This is a genomic window from Alkaliflexus imshenetskii DSM 15055, from assembly GCF_000517065.1.
Taxonomy (GTDB): Bacteria; Bacteroidota; Bacteroidia; order Bacteroidales; family Marinilabiliaceae; genus Alkaliflexus; species Alkaliflexus imshenetskii.
This window is the reverse complement of sequence record NZ_KI912105.1, coordinates 703,388-722,082: the sequence shown is the minus strand read 5'-3', so window position 1 is coordinate 722,082 and position 18,695 is coordinate 703,388. Positions and strand designations below refer to the sequence as shown.

Annotated in this window: 7 protein-coding genes; 6 read left to right on the top strand and 1 reads right to left on the bottom strand. The window is 43.9% G+C overall.

Going from position 1 to position 18,695, the window contains the following annotated elements; translation table 11 throughout:
* Positions 1-77 precede the first annotated feature (77 nt).
* Entirely contained in the window at positions 78-1,628 is a 1,551-nt protein-coding gene (locus tag ALKIM_RS0103050; protein WP_026473366.1) for a RagB/SusD family nutrient uptake outer membrane protein, read from the top strand.
* Between the two features lie 69 nt (positions 1,629-1,697).
* On the opposite strand, the gene ALKIM_RS0103045 is transcribed toward ALKIM_RS0103050, so the two are convergent.
* A complete protein-coding gene (locus ALKIM_RS0103045; RefSeq protein WP_026473365.1) occupies positions 1,698-5,168 on the bottom strand; it encodes a hybrid sensor histidine kinase/response regulator in 3,471 nt (1,156 codons plus the stop codon).
* A 566-nt stretch (positions 5,169-5,734) separates the two neighbouring features.
* Here ALKIM_RS0103045 and ALKIM_RS0103035 point away from each other — a divergent pair.
* The 5 genes from ALKIM_RS0103035 to ALKIM_RS0103015 all read left to right on the top strand — a co-directional run bounded on the left by ALKIM_RS0103035 (position 5,735) and on the right by ALKIM_RS0103015 (position 18,374).
* Positions 5,735-8,857, top strand: a complete 3,123-nt coding sequence (locus ALKIM_RS0103035; RefSeq protein WP_044117716.1) for a SusC/RagA family TonB-linked outer membrane protein — start codon at positions 5,735-5,737, stop codon at positions 8,855-8,857.
* Between the two features lie 11 nt (positions 8,858-8,868).
* A complete protein-coding gene (locus tag ALKIM_RS0103030; protein WP_026473363.1) occupies positions 8,869-10,503 on the top strand; it encodes a RagB/SusD family nutrient uptake outer membrane protein in 1,635 nt (544 codons plus the stop codon).
* Between the two features lie 42 nt (positions 10,504-10,545).
* Positions 10,546-11,991, top strand: coding sequence for a hypothetical protein (locus tag ALKIM_RS0103025; RefSeq protein ID WP_026473362.1), 1,446 nt, complete (start codon positions 10,546-10,548; stop codon positions 11,989-11,991).
* A 150-nt stretch (positions 11,992-12,141) separates the two neighbouring features.
* On the top strand, positions 12,142-13,929 hold the full coding sequence (locus ALKIM_RS17435; RefSeq protein ID WP_084555784.1) for a cellulase family glycosylhydrolase: 1,788 nt from the start codon (positions 12,142-12,144) through the stop codon (positions 13,927-13,929).
* Between the two features lie 299 nt (positions 13,930-14,228).
* The gene (locus ALKIM_RS0103015) at positions 14,229-18,374 is read left to right on the top strand and encodes a hybrid sensor histidine kinase/response regulator transcription factor (RefSeq protein ID WP_044117715.1); all 4,146 of its coding nucleotides are present in this window, start codon (positions 14,229-14,231) and stop codon (positions 18,372-18,374) included.
* Positions 18,375-18,695: the final 321 nt, after the last annotated feature.

The following is an 18,695-nucleotide window of genomic DNA, read 5'->3' as shown; positions in this document are numbered from 1 at the left end:
AGGAAACCTACGAATAGCAGGTGAATTGTGCCAGCGGGTAATTTTTGAAACATTAACAAATACAAAATTGAAATCAAATGAAAGCACATTTTTATAAATATTTCCTCATTTTGGCCGCACTCTTTTTGATAGGTGCTTGTTCTGATGATGAACTGAACAAGACCCCAATCGGCCGTTTTGCAAGTGAAGATTACCTGACAACAGATGAAGAGGCTATGTCGGCAATAATTGGCGTGTACGATTATTTATCGGTGGCTTATAACAACTATGCCGACTGGTCAAGTTTGTTTTTTGCCAAACTGCTTCCGGGTGACGATGTAAATGCAGGAGGTGGTTCATCTGCCGACCAGCCTAAGCTTCAGTCTCTAAACACGCTGACTCATGAATATGATAATCCGGCACTTGGCGATGTGTGGTTGGCTTTGTACCGTATCGTAAGCTCATCCAACGGTATTATCAATAACATTGGCGAAAATGTAACCATCAGAGATCAGGTGATTGCTGAAGCCAAGTTTTTCAGGGCTTATGCCTATTTTGAACTGGTCACGATGTTTGGAGCTGTGCCTCATTACACAGTAAACCCAACAACCAATGCTGAATCGCATATTGCGCGCACACCTGTTGCAGATGTATATCGTGCCATAGAACAAGATTTAAGCGAAGCGGCGGCTGTACTACCATTAAAGAGTCAGTTGCCTGCAGGTCAAAAGTTCCGTATTGCCAAAGGTACAGCTCAGTCATTGCTGGGAAAAGCCCTGCTTTATCAAGGTAAATACGGACCAGCACACCAGATGCTGCAAACTGTTATTTCGAGCGGTGAGTATGCACTCGAAAGTGATTTTGGCACCATCTGGCTTAAGCAAGGCCGTGCCGGAAGCGAAACAATTTTTGAAGTGTTATACACCAGCAAGAATTCACACGACTGGGGCGGACCATGGGATGGTACAGCAGAGTCAAACTTTATGATTCAGTTGATGGGTCCTCGTGGCGATGACTCCTTTGTAAATCTTGAGGCTATTGGTTATACCAATGGATGGGGCTTTAACGTGCCTACCGGTAAGTTTGGTCAGTTACTTTACAATGAGGCAGGAGCCATGCGCAGAGGAGCCTCCGTTATCTCTGAAGCAGATTTTGTGGCTGCCGGAGGCCAGGTGAATAACCCATCAGGAAATAACAATTGGGCTGCTTACCAGGGTTATATTCGTCTGAAATATGCCACCAAACCTACTGAAACAGGTCCTCCGGTACCTGAGGTGAACTATAGTACGCCATTTAAAATTATCCGTTATGCAGATGTGTTGTTGATGGCTGCGGAGGCCTATAACAAAGACAGCAAAGATGTGGAGGCTGTAGGACTAATCAAGCTTGTACGGGAACGTGCCGGATTTACCGATCACGCTTCGTGGGAGAATTTAACAGGTAACGCACTTTTCGAAGTAATTGTGAAGGAGCGTGCACTAGAGCTTGCCTTTGAAGGTCATCGCTTTTGGGATTTGGTGCGCTGGGGTAGAGCAGCTCAGGAGATTTCCGGATTTGTGACCAACAAACATGAGTTGTATCCCATTCCAAAACGTGAAATTGATTTGAATACCGCCATTGAGCTTGAGGATCAGAATCCCGGTTTTTAATCAGATTTTCATTCAAGCTATTTAGCAAAAAAAATGAGGGTCATCCTGTGTTGGGTGGCCCTTGTTATTTTAGTTAATTTGCAAAGTAAAATAGAAGGTGCTTCCTTTTCCGGGTGTGGATTCCACCCATATATCGCCACCCATCAGTTCACAAAGATTTTTCGAAATGGATAGTCCCAATCCGGTACCGCGATAAACTTTCAAGTGTGTAGGTTCAATTTTTCTGAAACGTTCAAACAGCAGATTGATGTTCTCCTCGGTAATACCTGTACCGGTATCTTCTACAAAACAGATGATTTGATTGTTTGGTGTGTTGTATTTATAGCCAAAAGTAATGTGCCCTTTTTCGGTGAATTTTAGGGCGTTGTTTATCAGGTTTGTAAACACTTGTTTCACGCGGTTAGGATCCGTAGCAATAATCAATGGCTTGGTTTCATCCGGAATGCTCAGGTTACATGCCACATCTTTGTCCTTTAGTTCAGTGCTGGTAAGGTAATATGTGTGAATTTCATTCAAAAATTTATGGAAGTCGACATTTTGATTTTTAATAACCAGCTGGTTGGCCTCTATCATGCTGATGTCAATAATGTCATTGATAAGTTGAAGCAGTGCGCTGCTGTTTGATTGAATAATGCCATTGATTCTTGTTCTCTCCTCATCGTCGAACTCGTCGGCCTCCAATAAGTCGATAAAGCCCATGATAGCATTAAGCGGCGTGCGTATCTCGTGGCTCATGTTTGCCAGAAATGCCGATTTCAACCTATCGCTCTCTTCTGCCTTTAATTTTGCTTCTTCCAGGTCGCGCGTGCGATCTACTACCATTAGCTCCAGGTTTTGTCTGTGTATGGTAAGTTCCAGGTTTTGCCTCGAAATACGGTCTTTTTGCAAGCGTAGTGTCTTGTTGTGCTTCTCTATCTGACGGTTAAATTTTTCCAGTTTCCGGTAGGCATTGGATAGATCCATGGTACGTTGCTGTACTTCGGATTTTAAAATCGCTTCTCTGCGCCGACTGGCTATTATTCTCAGGTAGTAGATAATCAGAAGAAGCGCAATGGCGATGACAATGAACAAAGGCACAAACCAGGGTTTTTTCCAAAACGGAGCCGGAATGGTAATCTCGAGTTCCATCCCTTCGTATATCCATACGTCATCACTGTTGGCTCCTTTAACTTTAAAGGTGTATTTTCCGGGAGCCAGGTTGGTGTAGGAAGTGAAGTTGCGTGTGCCTGCATAAATCCAGTCATTATCAATTGGTTGGAGCATGTAGGCATATTTGTTTTCGTCGGGATTAGCATAATCGAGGAGAGCGATTTCAAACGAGAGATAGTTGCTACGTGTATCTAATACAAACTCCGTAGGGCTTGCAATATCAATGGCCTTGGTAGCATTAAACACACTAAATCTGGAAATAATCAACGGCGCTTTGTAACTCTGGAAGGTTATTTCATCCGGATTAAAGATGTTAAGCCCTTGACTGCCACCCATAAGCAGAAGGCCATTTTTGGTTTTGCAATGTGCGTTGATGTCGAAAATCAGACCTTGCAGTCCATGATGTGTAGAGAAGGAGATAAATTTCCCATCTTCAGGGTTGAACCTGCTGATTCCATTGTGCGTACCAAGCCACAAATAGCCTGAGTTGTCTTCAAGAATATGGTAAATGGTGTTTGATGGCAAGGTTTCGGGTGTTGAAACCTGAATAAAATGCCCCGATGCGTAGTCGTAAAGATTAAGTCCGTCTGATTTTGTGCCAATCCATAGGCGGTTTTTCGAATCCTCATAAATAGCCCTTACCTGGTTGCCACTTATGGAGTGTGATACTTCGCTTTTATGGGTGTGGCTGATGAGTTTGTCGCTGATGATATGATATTCAAAAAGCCCGTTGGCATTGGTTGCAATCCAGAGTATGCCTTTACTATCCTCAAAAACACGGGTGATGCCAATATTATTTTCCACATCGAAAAAATCAGTATGGCGGGTGGGCAGTGGGTTTAGCCGGGCATATTCAATGCTGTATCTGAACAAACCATTGGTTGTACCAATCCAAATGTGCTTATCGTCAGATATGTATATGTTTCGCACATGCATTTTCGCATGTGTTGTAAATATTTCTGAATTTCTTTTTTTACTGATTAGACCATCTTCTGAGCCAATCCATAAGGTGTGGCTGTTGTCGGTTTGCAGGCATTCGATTCGGTTACTCTGAATATTGCCGGTTTCATTTCCTTTTCGGTACCATTTAAATGTCTTTGTTATCGGATTGTACCGATTGAGGCCACCACCTTTGGTGCCTATCCAGATGTAACCATCAACGTCTTCTGCTACAGAAAGCACAAAGTCGTCGCTCAGGCCAAGTGTCGGTTCAGTGCCCTTTTTAAGAAGTGGAAATGTTTGCTTTCGACGATCGAAATAGTGTAACCCGCCAAATTTTGTGGCAATCCAAATCAAGCCACAGTGCGTTTGCATAATATCACGTATCGCATTGCTTTTGAGTTGGTTGGTGGCGTATGCGTTTTCGTTGAGATAGCTTACTTCATTGCTGTTGAGGTTTATGGCAACCAGTCCATCGTTTGAACTACCAGCCCATAGATAGTTTAATGAATCGATGTAAAGTGTGATATAGGTGCAAGTATTCAGGTGGTTCTGTTCAGGAGACGAAAACCTGACATGTTCAAAAGAGTCAGTTCGTTTTAAATATCGAAATAAACCATTTTGGCTTCCAATCCATATCGTATCGGTGTTGGACGAGGTGATGGTGCGAATGGTTTGAAGGTTAACGTGCTTCAATGCTTTATCCCACCGCTGCACCTCCTTCAAAGGGAACTGCAGATTTTCAGCAGGCTCTGATTGCCATTGTTTTAGTACAGGCAAGTAGGTACTTTGATTTATCATGTACAACCCCAGTAGCGCCGAACCTATCCACATATTCCCATCTCTGTCCATGTGTAGAGCGTAAATTTCATTGTCGGCGGCAGGTGTTTGCGGGTCTGGATTGTTAAACAGCCGGATGAATTCATCTTTATATGGGTTGAGAATGGTAATGCCATTGCTGGTTGCAATCCATATCATGCCGAGTTTGTCTTTTATCAGCTTATTGATGATGTTACTCGAAAGGGAATAGTTGCTGTTGGGCTCATTTCTAAATCTCTGAAACTTTCCGTTGAAACGGTTCATTTTATTCAGTCCATCGGTGGTAGCCACCCACATAAAGCCAAGGTTGTCCTCGATTATCGATACCGGATAATTGGTTGAAATTGAGGATGTATCATTGGGAGAATTTCTATATTGGGTGTGTGTTTTTCCGTCGTATTTTGTAAGTCCTGCCGATTCTATTCCCATCCAGAGGATGCCATATTTATCCTGATAAATGCATTGAATAGACTCACCGGGCAGTTTATTGTTGGCCGAAAAGTGTGTGAGAGAGATGTTCGTTATCGTAAGAGAATTCGCCTCGGGCGACAGCAATAGACACATCATTGCCGCAAATAATGAAAGTATCTGGTTTTTATGTTTGTGGTTTCTATTAAGATTAAATAGGGCCATTTTCTGATTTTTGAAAAATATGGGTTTGGTATCTTAAATATATTGCTTTTCCATCGAAATAATCAACGTGCTTTTGTTTTTTGTAATTATTGTGTAGAAACTGTGAATGGGTAAGCGCAGTTTTTGTGTTTGGTTATCAATAATCTTCTCCATTTAAAGCTCATAAAATAACCAAAAGTTAATCAGTTTTGTGTGATATACCATGACTTGTCGAGGTGTACGAGTTACTTTTTTAAAAGGTTTTAGAGTTTCTTCTATTAAATGACGTTTCTATGGCTTCCGTTTCCATAATACTACAATAACCTTTATCCGATTTCACACTTTTTATTGTTGATTTGATAGCCTGATAATGCGTTGTACATCAGGATAAATGATGTTTTGAGGAATACAAATATCCCCCTTTCAAAAGACATTCCTGAAATGGTCAAATACATTTGACACCCTATGTCTGCACATTTCGCCTAATATCTTAAATAGTGTTAAAATAATTTTGAATAACGTTTGCTTAATGATGTTTTTAATGTTTGTGAAAGATTTTAACAACTAAAGGAATAAACATTTCGACTATGTTAAAAAGGGAATCTCTGATTTTATTAATGCTCATGATCTTCTTGGGTCTATCGGCCCAGAGGAGTGTTACGGGAGTTGTAACAGATAATTTTAATGAGCCTGTGCCCGGAGTTTCGATACTGATAAAGGGAACTATGCAGGGTACAATATCCCAGGTTGATGGCGCCTATAACATTTCGGCCGGTGATGATGCCGTTCTGTTATTCTCAATTATTGGCTTTGAAGCGCAGGAGATTCCGGTTGCCGGACGCGCTGTTATAAATGTACAGATGAGACCGGCAGTAACCGATTTGGACGAGGTAGTGGTAGTTGGGTATGGTGTTCAGAAGAAACGACTTGTGACCGGAGCTACCGCGCAGGTGCGTGGCGATGCCCTCGAGAGCCGGAATGCTTTAAGTCCTCTGCAAGCTTTGCAAGGGCAGGCTGCCGGAATCAATATTACATCAACTTCTGGACAGCCCGGTGAGGGAGCACGAGTGGTGATTCGCGGACTTGGTACTATCGGAAATTCTGGCCCACTCTATATTGTGGATGGGGTGGCGACAGGTAACATTGATCATCTTAATGCATCCGACATAGAATCCATTGATGTACTTAAAGATGCAGCTTCTGCAGCCATATATGGTTCACGGGCTGCCAATGGTGTGGTGCTGGTTACAACCAAAAAAGGGCAGGCCGGGCAGTCGCAAGTCACTTTTGATGCCTATTATGGTTTTCAGAATCGGGCCAAGAAGATAAACATGCTTAATGCTCGTGAATATGCCATGATTATGAACGAACAGCATGTGAATTCAGGCGGACGTCCCGATAATTTGCCGTTCAACCTCAATAACATGGCAGCGTATGTGGAAGGCGGACCTGCCGATACCAACTGGCTCGATGAGATGTTTGTGGAGAACGCGGCCATTCAGAATTACGTGATTGGTGCAATAGGTGGAAATGATCAATCAACTTACTCAATGTCCTTGTCATACTCTGGTCAGGAAGGGATTGTTGGCGGTCGTGATTTATCCAATTTTGAGCGGTATAATGGTCGCTTCAATTCACAAAGTAAGTTGTATGGTGGCCGTTTACGTGTGGGTCAGAATCTGACTTTCACCTACAGTGAGAAGGTTGGTGTGAGCGTTGGCGATCAGTATGGGAATACGCTTCGTGGAGCATTTAATGTAAGTCCGCTCATGCCGGTGCGTGACAATAATGGTAACTTTTTCAATACAGCATCACAAACCATTACCGATCAGTTTGGTCGCACATATTGGAACAACACCGAGGCAAACCCTTATGCAAGTATGGTTCTGAACAATCAGAATATAAGAAACGATCAGAAATTACTTGGCGATGTATATGCCGAACTCGATATCATCAAAGGTCTTAAGTATCGCACGGCTTTTGGTATTGATTACCATAGCTCTGAGCGTCGCGAGTACAAGCCTGTTTATGAGTTGAGTATTTATGCACACCGCAGAAACGACGAGGCCTCACAAAATTTGGGTAAGGGAATAGCGTGGAACTTTGACAACATCCTAAGTTATGCGTTCACCAAAGGATTACACAAAATGGATGTGATGACAGGGATGTCGTCGCGCCAGTACAACGGCTCATGGATGTATACCAGCAATTCCGACCTGGCATTTAATTCCCTTAAATATGCTTGGATAAGCAATACCACCAATCAGGAGTGGGCAAAGCTCTCGATAGGCGGCGGACCCAATGACGAAGATAAGCTGCTTTCATATTTTGGCCGGGTACAATATAACTATGATGAAACCTACATGTTGAATGCCACCTTCCGCGCCGATGGTTCATCCAAGTTTTCCAAAAGCAACCGATGGGGATATTTTCCTTCGGTATCGGTTGGCTGGGTGATTACAAATGAAACCTTCATGGAGAGCATTACGCAGCATCTGAATTTCTTCAAATTACGAGCCAGCTGGGGTCAGAATGGCAACCAGGCCATTGATGCGCATCAGTATATGGCACCCATCAAGTTTACCCAGGCAACTTATGCTTTTGGCGATGTTGAAGGGGTGAGTACACCCGGAGCCTATCCCAACAGACTGGCCAATCCGGATTTAAAGTGGGAGACCAGTGAGCAGCTCAACATAGGTTTTGATGCCAATGTGATAAACAATCTGGTGACCATCAATTTCGACTGGTATAAAAAAACCACCAAAGACTGGCTCCTTGTGGCGCCTGTGCTGGCTACTGCCGGAACCGATGCCCCATTTATAAATGGTGGTAACGTCGAGAACAGTGGTGTGGAGCTAGCGGTTTCATACAACCGAAACTATCGTGATTTCGGTTATTCCATATCGGTTAACGGTGCTTATAATAAAAATCAGGTAAAGGATATTCCCACCGACGATGAAACCATTCATGGCGCTACCAATTCGCTCTATAACAATTCAACGGAGTTTTACCGTGCGCAAACCGGCTATCCCATAGGTTTCTTTTGGGGATACCAGACCGACGGATTGTTTCAATCACTTGCTGAAGTACAGAGTTATGTTAACAATGGCCGCGTGGTGCACCCCAACGCCCGGCCCGGCGATGTGCGTTACATTGACCAGAATGGTGATGGCATCATCAACGACTTGGACAAGGTGATGGTTGGCAATCCCAATCCCGACTTTATCTATGGATTCTCATTTGCTTGCAACTACAAAGCGTTTGATTTTTATCTGAACGCCAATGGTGTTGCGGGGAATCAAATAGTTCAGTCGTACCGAAATCATGTGGATCGGTATGCCAATTATACTACCGAAATATTGGAGCGATGGACCGGCCCTGGTACCTCTAACCGCATTCCTCGTGTGACCAATGAGAATCGCAATTATCAGTTTTCCGACCTCTTTGTGCAGGATGGCGATTATTTGCGCATCAGCAACGTAACCCTGGGTTTTGATCTGGCCAAGGTGATGAATATGGAGCTCTTTTCCCGTTTCAGGGTGTATGCATCAGTGCAGAATCTCTACACATTTACCAAATACAATGGGATGGATCCGGAAGTTGGTTATGGTTTTGACAGAGGTGCCACCGATAAGTTTTCATCGGGAATCGACCTGGGCTTTTATCCGCGTCCCCGCACCGTTCTGTTTGGCGTGAATGTTAATTTTTAATTCGTAGTGCGATGAAAGATTTCAAGATACTAATCTATATCTGGCTGGTAGCCATAGTGAGTGCATGCAGTGAGAGTTTTCTGGATACCGATGTACTCACCCGAAAAACCGATGAAAATTTTTACTCAACACCCGAAGAGTGCTATGAAGCGTTGGTGGGATGCTATGATGCACTGCAATTGATTTGGGCCGATGGCGTAGCGCTTCCTGTGGCTGCAACTGTAATGGCTGACTATGCATTTGGCGGAACCGGTGCCAGCGACGGCAATGGCTATTCAATGCTCGACGAGCACAATAAAAATGTCTCTCCCGGTGACCTCAACATGTTTGAAGCAAACTGGATAAATTACTACAAGGGCATTTTCAGATGCAATAAACTCATAAGTCGCATCGATCAGGCCGACTGGAGTTCAAGTCCTGAACTTAAGAATCAAGTGCTTGCTCAGGCTCGATTTCTGCGTGCGTTCTTCTATTTCGATATGGTACGCATGTTTGAAAGAGTACCCCTTGTAACGCGCGAAACAAAAGAGAATATACCTCAGGCAAATCCCGACGACACCTATAAATTGATTGCTGAGGATCTCGTTTTTGCTGCCGAACATGCAAGTAGTGTAACCTATCAGCAAATTCCCGCCACACAGCACGGATATGCCAATAAATGGGCTGCCAAGTCGCTGCTGGCACGCGTTTATCTCTATTATACCGGGTATTATAATAAAGCCGATTTGGCAGGTATGGTATCCCGTGAGCAAGTATTGGTGCATCTCGAAAATGTAATTGCAAACAGTGGATATGGTCTGGTTGAGAGTTTCTACGATTTATGGCCGGCAGCCTCGACCTATAAGGCGGTGAAAGATGGTAATAAAATTAGCGATCATACCTACGCAGGTGAAACGAACAAGGAAGTGGTATTTGCCATAAAGTACACATATACCAGTGACTACAATGGCAATACGGATGGTAACCACTGGATGGTGATGAATGGTATTCGTCTGCAAAGCATTCCAAAATACGGTTACGGCACCGGATGGGGAGCAAGTACCGTTGTGCCCGAATTTTATCTGAACTGGCCGGTTAACGACACCCGTCGCGATGCCTCAATTATGGCTGTAGCTCAGGAAGGTATTGCCTACAATCAGATAAAGGATGTGAAGGAATACACCGGTTATTTTACCAAAAAGTATGTACCTACTTGCGATGAAAATGGCAACAGTATTGCCGAGAGTTATGGAGGCGTCAACTTTATGATAGGTCAGTTTCAGGACTATTTCAGCATCCGCTATTCCGATGTGTTGCTGATGGCCGCAGAACTGGGCAGCGCCAATGCACTTGAATATGTGAATCAGGTGCGTAGCCGCGCTGGTTTATCTCCGTTGGGTACGGTGAATAAAGAGGCGATTTTTCAGGAACGTATGTATGAGTTTGCTTTTGAAGGATTGCGCTACTGGGATTTGCTGCGATATGATCATTCGCTGAATTACGCCGCTTCAAAAATCACCTATACAGGTACTGTAAAAACCGGTAACAACGATGTTGCTAAAGCCAGAAATGGTGAGAACATTAAAACAACCAGAGGTCTGTTTCAAATTCCATATAACCAAATTACCCTGTCAGATAATGTGTTGACTCAAAATAATGGCTGGTAGTTGGTTATCAAATTAGCAATCTTAAACTAAATCATTTACGTTATGAGAAAAATGAGTTTTAAACTTTTAATAGCCCTTGCAGGGGTTATGATGCTGGCTTTTTCAGCCTGTAAAGACGACAAGGATGATCCAAAAGAAGACCCTACTTCTTCTGTTCCGGTAATTAATGTGGACTTTAGTTTTGTGGTAACAGGCAATTCTGTCAGTTTTGCCACCACACGTACTGGTAATGTTTGGTTTCGTAACGAAGATGCTGCAACTAACTACAATGTAGTTGATGGTCAGGTAGTGGTTCAATTACCGCTTAAAGGAACCTACCAATTCACTTGCAATGTGCTGGCTGCTGGCATTACTTTAACATCTGAGCCCTTTGATGTGGTGATTGAGAATGATGATTTGGCTTTCCTGGATGAAGGTATGTGGCTATTCCTCTCTGGCGGTGCAAATAAGACCAAAACGTGGCGGATGGATATTGATGAAAATGGCAAATCGCTATACTTTGATGGCCCTATTTATTATAGCGGTGATGATATTGACCCTTATTGGGCATGGGATGTCTTAGAGTCACAATTGCCTTACGATTTGCAAGGTAAATCAATGGCCACTTTTTTCAACTGGTCTCCTGTTTATAAAGAGAATACATGGTTAATGCCAGCAGAAAACTATGGTACAATAACTTTTAATGCTACTGCCGGAACCATTTCCATTGTGCGTAACGGCGAAACATGCAACAACAACTTTAGTTTTAATCCGGAAACGATGAAACTCAATATCAGTGATTGTATTATTCCGGTTGACAATATGCGAATAGATGAAGGTCAATTTCCTGATATGAGTGAACTCAGAATATTTTCATTAACTGAGCACTCTATGCAAATAGGTGTAAAGCGTGTCTATGAAGGTGAAAACGAAGATGGCTCAAAGAAAGAATCTAAGTGGGTAGTTGTATATAATTTTATTGTTGAGGGTCACGAGTATGTGAAAGAGGAGTTTGCTTATACCGAGCCGGTAAAAACATCCTTCAAATCGGAAGATCTGGTTGGTACATGGAAGTTTGATCCGGTGATGCAGGATTGGATTGGTTGGCATGCTGTAGGTGACATGGGGACTATCAAAGAGGCTTCCCGTTTAAATGCGTGGACTAACACAGCCGATATGGCAACGACCTTAGCCGGATGGGGTGCTGCGGATGCAGCAGACACATTTGCAGCTGCCAGTAGTAAAGAGTTCGTTTTTAATGCGGATGGTTCTTGTGTCCTGGCTGGAAAGAGCAATACATTTACTGTTGAAAATGGTGTTATAACCTTTGGTGATGATTTAACGGACGAATTTGCATTGGTTTGGATATCTCTCGAAGGAAAAATAGTTAAAGTTCTTGATGTAAAGAAGGATGCAGATGGAAATGACTATTCAACGAGTGGTATCTGGATTGGTCAGCAAAATGATGGAAAGAATGAATCATATGCTGTACATCTGATTAAGAAATAGTTCTAAATTGACTTCATGCATGAATCAGTTTTGCGTTGTTTTATGATAGATTTTGAGCAGTTTGTTCATTTTGATTAGTAAAAAGGAGGTCAGTTTTTCAACTGGCTTCCTTTTTGAGTAACTCTTTTTTTTGTTTTAAAATGATTGGTTATGAGATTATTTCGGTTTGAAGCGATGTTGAGCGTTGGATTATTTTTTATGCTGTTGTTTGCCTGTAAGGATGATAACAAAGTAAACTCACTTACTGTCAGCACGGAGTTTATCGAAATCCCCGCCGAAGGCGGTTCTGTTGTATTTACGCTTTCCACGGATGCGGGAGCGTGGCAGATTGATAACAGCTCACCCGATTGGATTGAATTGTCAGTAGCCGAAGGCTCTGGTAACCAGGCAATGGTCACTGTAAGCGTGAGCTCGCTCACACTTGAGGCACGTAGCGGCACATTAACTTTGCACTCCGGAAATGCCGTGCCTATTGAAATTGTAGTTACTCAGGGTGCTTCTGATTATCTGTATAGCGCCACAGTGTCAGTCACTTCTTTGTCGCTGCCGTTAAATGGAGGGCACACCACTTTTCGGCTTACCACTTCGGCGCCACAGTGGCTTATTGCCACCGATGTCGATTGGCTCATTGTTGACCAAACATCCGGAACACAGTCGCCCATCACCATCCTGGTGACTGCGCCGGCCAACACCTCAGAAACCATTGGCGCACGTGTGGCCACAATCACCATAACTGCCGAACACACACCAACAGTCACTGTGGTTGTTTCGCAGGCCGGACAACTCTATCCATCCTATAATTTAAGTCCGGTTGCGCCAGATTTATCTGGTATGGGCAGCAATGCCACAGAGCTGGCCGCAAAAATGGTGGTGGGATGGAACCTTGGCAACTCCCTCGAAGCTACCGGTTCCGAAACGTCATGGGGTAATCCACGCACCAGCAAAGCCATCATCGACATGGTGAAGGCAGCCGGTTTTAATGCGGTGCGCATTCCATGCGCCTGGAATCAGTACGCCAATCAAAGCACGGCTAAGATTAACGACAACTGGCTCGCCCGTGTCAAAGAAGTGGTGGATTATTGTATCGACAACGATATGTATGCCATCCTAAACATTCATTGGGACGGTGGCTGGCTCGAGAATAACATTTCCGCCGATAAAAAAGATGAGGTAAACATGAAGCAGAAGGCTTTTTGGGAACAGATAGCCACCCATTTCAGGGACTATGACGAGCGCCTCATTTTTGCCGGCACCAACGAGCCTCATGCCGAGAATGCGGCTTCAATGAGTGTGTTGCACTCGTATTTACAGACTTTTGTAGATGCTGTGCGTGCCACCGGCGGACGAAACCATTACCGAAATCTGATTGTTCAGGGGCCGGTAACCGACATCGATAAGACCAACTCTCTTATGAACACTTTGCCAACGGATGCGGTGCCCAACCGAATGATGGTGGAAGTACACTATTACACGCCCTGGACTTTTTGCGGCCTCGAAGCAGATGCATCTTGGGGGCGAGCAGCCTGGTACTGGGGCCAGAATTATCAGGAACCACCCGTAAACGGCATCAACCGCAATGCATCAACCGGTGAAGCAGAAGTGTTGAGTTTGTTTGGTAAGATGAAGACCAAGTTTGTGGACAAAGGCATTCCTGTGATTTTGGGTGAGTATGGTGTGATAAACCGGTCAAATCTCATCACAGATCCGGCTCTTAGAGAACGTCATCAGGAGTCACGCGCTTATTATCTGAAATATGTGACCCGCAAAATGAAAGAATATGGCATGGTACCATTCTATTGGGACAATGGTCACCTGAGCCACAGTGGTGGAGTAGGAAATAACAGCTTTGCCATCTTTAACCGCAACACGCGCACAGTCATCGACCAGACTGCCATTGATGCCATTATTGAAGGTGCGGCGGCAAGCTACCCTTTCTGAACTTAGCGGCTCTAGGGTCAAAATCGCACAGCGATTTTGACCCTATTTAGCTTTCGCAATCTTATAAGCGCTATTCTTATAATGCACCAACCGTCAACCACTTTACAAGTCGTCAGATTGATTTTTCTGCATTAATAATTCATAAACCTAATAACATCAACCCTCAACTCTCAACTCTCAACCTTGATCCCTCAACCCACAACTATAAACTCTAAACCCTATCCCATCTCTTGGTTCGATGCGCGATTTTGACTATTTTAACACAGATTTTCCGGATTTAATTATGAATCCCTAAGCCAATGAAAGTAGCGTCAATTTTACTTTTTCTGATAGTATGGTCTGCAACCTATTCACAGCAGGCCGCCAACCAGTTTCGCCGCATCGATGCCGAATGGGGTCTTTCCAATAACCAGATAAACACAATCTTTTCTGATAGCAAAGGGGTGATTTGGTTTGCCACAGTTTCGGGTCTTAACAGGTACGATGGGTATGCATTCAAGGTTTTTAAGAATGTGCCCGGCGACCCTACATCGCTGCCCGAAAACAGCATACACAGGATGTATGAAGATCACCTTGGTTATTTTTGGCTTTTCACCACCAACCGTCACTTTATTTTTGACCCGCGCACTGAAAAGTTTGGCACAGATCATGAACTTTTTCATAAAAATGTTCCCTTGCCAACGGATAACATAAGTAGCATCAGAGTTGGAAGGGACTCCACTCTCTGGATATCCAACAGTTTTTCAGGTGTTTACCATTATCATCCCGCAAAGGATTACATAAGTCATTTGCAGCATCAACAAAATGATTCCGGTTCAATCTCCTCTGACAGGGTAACGGACGTGGTTTTCTGCAACGCCGGATTTGCTTATCTGGTGCATCATTCCGGCGTGATTGATGTGGTGGATCCGGTTTCGCTCGCTGTAATCGACAGAATCTTTTTCAACGCGGATGTTCTAACAAAGGATTCCAACCGAGGGTTTCGGCTTTTTATCGATTCCGATGGTGATTTTTGGATTTATGCCGCAGTTTATGGCGATGGCGTCATCTATCTTAACCGATTAACCGGAGCCACACGTGTAGTGAGCGCCAACTCCAGACCTTATGCGCTTTCCAATAATCTGATCTCGGGTATTGTGGAGGATAGAGATGGCCGGATTTGGGTGGCCACTGATCATGGCGGCATCAATGTAATTAACAAGCGCACACAGTCTATTGAGCAGATTTTATGCAAACCGGGTGATGTAACCAGTTTGAGCTCCAATGTCATCACATCCATACACAAAAGTTCCGATGGCATTATCTGGATTGGGACTTTTAAAAATGGCATAAACTATTATCATGAACGTTTATACCAGTTTCAGTTATTCCGAAGTTTGCCCTACCAACAGTCGCAGTTTTTTTCAAACGATGTAAACTGTTTTGCCGAAGATAGGCTGGGCAATCTCTGGATTGGCACCAATGGCAACGGACTGGTCTATTTTGATCGTGCAAAAAACAGTTTTCGCACCTATCGGCATATACCCGGAGACACAAACAGTTTAAGTAGTGATATCATTGTCTCATTGTGCATCGACCATAAAGATCGTTTGTGGATTGGCACCTATCAGGGTGGGCTAAACAGCTTCGACGGTCGCCGTTTTACCCATTACCGACACAGCGCCGACAACCCATCCGGGATTTCTGACGACCGCGTGTGGCAAATATTAGAAGATAGCCGAAACCGTCTCTGGATTGGCACTCTTGGTGGCGGATTGTCTATGTTCGACGAACGAACCAACAGTTTTGTACATCACCGTGAGGGTGATTTTAATTCCATCAGTTCAGATTTTGTGCTCGCCCTGAACGAAGACAGCCAGGGAAACATCTGGATTGGCACATCCGCAGGGCTAACGGTGCTAGATGCAACTACCAACCGTTTTCGCCACTACATACACGATGAGAATAACCCGTCAGGAATAAGCCACTCAAGCGTGCTCTCCATCCTCGAAGATGCCAAAGGCCGCCTCTGGATTGGTACCCGAAACGGATTAAACCTTTTTGACAGGGAACGCAACGTGTTTAAAGTTATTCGTGAGACCGATGGCCTGCCAGATCACAACATCATCACCATGCTCGACGATGGTAAGGGCGACATCTGGATTGCCACCCTCAATGGATTGTCCAACCTTGTTACAACCAACGATGGCTCCATCGCGTTTCGAAATTACGATCTGCTCGATGGTTTGCAAGGACTAGAGTTTAACGAGCACTCCGCTCTAAAAACTTCAGCCGGCGAACTTATTTTTGGTGGAGGAAATGGTTTTAACCTGTTTATTCCGAATAATATTACCGGGCATGAACGTGATTTTCCAGTGATATTAACCGACTTTAAGCTGATGAATCGAAGTGTTGGTATTGGCGAGAAGGTGAATGGCCATGTGGTGTTGAATCAGGCCATCGGCTTGTCGTCAGAGGTGTCACTCAGGCACAACCAGAATGTATTTGCCATCGGTTTTTCGGCTTTGAACTATTTTCATCCGGAACGTACCCGTTTCAGATACAAACTGGAAGGGTTTAACAATGATTGGATAGAGACCGACTCGCGCAACCGATTGGCCACTTACACAAATCTTAACCCGGGCGTTTATCTTTTTCGGGTGATGGCATCGGCCAGTGACGGTAGCTGGAATGAACATGAAACAACACTCACCATCCGGGTGATTCCGCCATTTTATGCCACTTCACTGGCATATCTTATCTATTTCGTGCTTTTTGTTTTGTTGATATTGCTGCTGATTTTCACCATCCGCCGACGTGAACGCATGCACTATTTGCGTGAACAGGAGAAAGCCGAGTACTATCGCATGCGCGACCTCGATGCTATGAAAACCAGATTTTTCACCAATGTGAGCCATGAGTTTCGCACACCCTTAACGCTTATTCTGACACCGCTCGATAAGCTTCTGAAGGAGGTGAAGGATGCGGCCATTCGCGAGCAGTTGACGCTCATTGGCCGCAACGCAAAGCGCTTGCTTAACCTGGTGAATCAACTTCTGGATTTCAGAAAACTGGAGGTGGATAAAATCTCATTGAATAAATCCTATGGTGATATAGTCCGGTTTATTTCCGATGGCTTTAACTCATTTATCGATCTGTTTGAAAGCAAAAGTATTGCCTGTAGTATCTCCTCTAACATGGAAAGGTACATGGTTCATTTCGACCAGGATAAGATGGAAAAAATACTTTTTAATCTTCTCTCAAATGCTGTGAAGTTTACCCCTGAAAACGGTCGGATACATTTGCATTTATTACGTTGTGAGCCACATAGTAGTGAATTTTTAGATTGTTTTAACGGACTTGAATATCTCGAAATACAGGTGAGAGACTCCGGAATAGGCATTTCACCGGAACGTCAGGAACGCATTTTCGATCGCTTTTTTCAGATCGATGACAATGCTACCATCATCAACCAGGGTAGTGGCATTGGCTTGTCGCTCACGCAGGAGTTTGTAAAGATGCATGGCGGAACAATTCACGTGGAGAGTGAACCCGGAAATGGTAGCGCCTTTATTGTGCGATTGCCTTTGAACGATGAAGTTGTTGCAAGGGAAGAGCTGCCTGATTCGCCAAAGGCTGAACCTGATTTTATTTCTCAGGATGTTGCTGAAAGTAATGAGCATCTGGTTGATAGCAATAAGAAACCGACTCTTTTAATAGTGGAAGACAATGAGGATCTTCGCTTCTATCTTAAGGAAAACCTAAAACAGAACTTTACCATTTTAGAAGCCCCCAACGGCTTCGAAGGGTGGGAGAAAACCCTCTCTGCCATGCCCGGTTTGGTTGTGAGTGACATTATGATGCCGGTGGAGGATGGCATTGCACTTTGCCGCCGAATAAAAGGGGATGCCCGAACTTCTCATATCCCGGTTATCCTTTTAACAGCTCGTACTGCCAATGAGCAGAAACTCGAAGGACTGGAAGCCGGTGCCGAAGATTACATTACCAAGCCGTTTAATTACGAGATTCTTGAGCTGAAGATCAAGCGGCTGATAGAGATGCGACAATCTTTTCAGCACGCTTTTTCGCGTAAGTTTGAAATTAAGCCGGGCGAAATTGGGATCACCTCACTCGATGAGAAGTTCCTTAACAAGGCGCTGAAAATTGTGGAGAAGAACATCGGAAACAGCGAATTTTCTGTAGAACGCATGGGGCGCGAACTTGGCGTGAGCCGTGGTCATCTCTACAACAAGATTCTTGCCCTCACCGGTAAAACACCGGTGGAATTTATTCGTTTGATGCGCTTAAAACGTGCTGCCCAATATTTGGCAAAAAGTCAGCAAACGGTTTCTGAAATAGCCTTTATGGTTGGTTTCAACGACCCAAAGTACTTTTCCAAGTATTTCAAAGATGAGTTTGGTGTGGTGCCGTCGGAGTATGCGCGTAACCCGAAGGATGTTGATTGATAGGTTTTTGTAATGTTTTATGATGACATTTTTACCCCTTCATAAATACATCATGCCATAGTATAATGACATTTTCACCCTTTTTTCGGTTCATTTTTGCCCGATTGCTCAACAGTTGTTCAATTATTTTTGAGGATGTTACTCAGATGCATTAACCATCTGAGTAACTGTTTAAGTTTAATTTATACAATATGGTATAGACGTGAAGAGTTTTAGATTTAAGACAGATAGAGTAGATTAGAAAGAAGGTTGTTAGATTGATCTTTTTTTCTGTTGAATCATATCTATCAGTCTAAATATCTTATCCCGCGTTGCGGGACT

What these genes read in the sequence shown, in the direction of transcription:
- ALKIM_RS0103050 (WP_026473366.1), top strand. Translation starts at nt 78, where the DNA reads ATGAAAGCACATTTTTATAAATATTTCCTCATTTTGGCCGCACTCTTT.
- ALKIM_RS0103045 (WP_026473365.1), bottom strand. Translation starts at nt 5,168, where the DNA reads ATGGCCCTATTTAATCTTAATAGAAACCACAAACATAAAAACCAGATA.
- ALKIM_RS0103035 (WP_044117716.1), top strand. Translation starts at nt 5,735, where the DNA reads ATGTTAAAAAGGGAATCTCTGATTTTATTAATGCTCATGATCTTCTTG.
- ALKIM_RS0103030 (WP_026473363.1), top strand. Translation starts at nt 8,869, where the DNA reads ATGAAAGATTTCAAGATACTAATCTATATCTGGCTGGTAGCCATAGTG.
- ALKIM_RS0103025 (WP_026473362.1), top strand. Translation starts at nt 10,546, where the DNA reads ATGAGAAAAATGAGTTTTAAACTTTTAATAGCCCTTGCAGGGGTTATG.
- ALKIM_RS17435 (WP_084555784.1), top strand. Translation starts at nt 12,142, where the DNA reads ATGAGATTATTTCGGTTTGAAGCGATGTTGAGCGTTGGATTATTTTTT.
- ALKIM_RS0103015 (WP_044117715.1), top strand. Translation starts at nt 14,229, where the DNA reads ATGAAAGTAGCGTCAATTTTACTTTTTCTGATAGTATGGTCTGCAACC.